Origin of the sequence: Streptomyces sp. NPDC002130 (assembly GCF_040296465.1) — a bacterium.
Taxonomy (GTDB): Bacteria; Actinomycetota; Actinomycetes; order Streptomycetales; family Streptomycetaceae; genus Streptomyces.
Map to the genome: position 1 here is coordinate 1 of NZ_JBEOXI010001241.1, position 1,052 is coordinate 1,052.

Sequence of the window (1,052 nt, forward strand, 5' to 3'; positions counted from 1 at the left end):
GACAGGTGGGGGCGTCGACGGCTGGGAGCCTGAGCGGCAAGCTCGGGATCGTTGCGCATCAAGAACCGGGTACCGCGAATCCACAGCCACACGATTGCCGGCGTGACGACGATCTGCGTTCGGATGCGGCGTGTCTCGCGCTTGTCGAAGTAGCGCATAACGTCGTACGCGACGGAGCGGTGTTCGACCTCTTCGGCGCCGTGCCAGCGGAGCAGATCGAGCATGGTCGGGTGCATGCCGGCTTTGTCGAGTCCTTTGGCGTTGAGCACCCAGTCACCGAGGAAAGCGGTGATGTGTTCGATGGCCGCGATGATCGCCAAGCGCTCCACCAGATGATTCTCGGCACGCAGTCCTGTCATCGGACGCGGTCCGAGCAGTTTCGAGAATGTCCACTCCATCTGCTGCGTGTACGGCGTCGGATCGAGCCCGTTTTCCTTGAGATGGACCAGAACGCCCGAGTGCGCGTTGGAGTGCATCGCCTCTTGGCCGATGAATCCGACGACGTCTTCACGGAGTTTCTCGTCCTCGATGAGAGGAAGAGCTTCCTTGAAGGTCTCGACAAACCATTCCTCACCGGCAGGGAGGAGAAGATGGAGCACGTTGAGAACGTGTGTGCTGAACGGATCGCCCGGAATCCAGTGCATGGGCAGATCGGACCAGTCGAACTCGACATTGCGAGCCTGCAACAGGATGTGATCCGGCTCGGCGAACGACGAAGCGGGTGTCGATATCTTCTGCGACATCTAGCTACTCCTTCATGCCTGCCGATCGGTAGGGAACGACAGCCTTGTGACACAGTTCACTCACTAGCGAGTTTTAACTGTAACACGAAGTAATAGGTAGAACCAGGGCCTGGTTGAGTTTTCCTCAGCCGTACGTATCGCGAGGTCCGCGGCCTTTCACATGCCTTTCACCCTTGCGCCAGCTAGGCGCGCTCGGACCGGTGATGCGCAGCGTCTTCACGACACCGTCACCGACGGCAGCAGCGATCTTGGCCAGGATCTGGGACTGCATCATGCGCAACTGAGTAGCCCATGCCGTCGACTCGGCGG

The 1,052-nt window shown here is 59.8% G+C and carries 2 protein-coding genes; both read right to left on the reverse strand.

Features of this window, described 5'->3' with window-relative positions:
- On the reverse strand, positions 1 to 743 hold a 743-nt coding region (locus ABT116_RS49945; protein ID WP_351648404.1), incomplete at its 3' end, for a metal-dependent hydrolase.
- Between the two features lie 124 nt (positions 744 to 867).
- The coding region (locus tag ABT116_RS49950) for a DciA family protein (RefSeq protein ID WP_351648406.1) at positions 868 to 1,052 on the reverse strand (185 nt) is incomplete at its 5' end.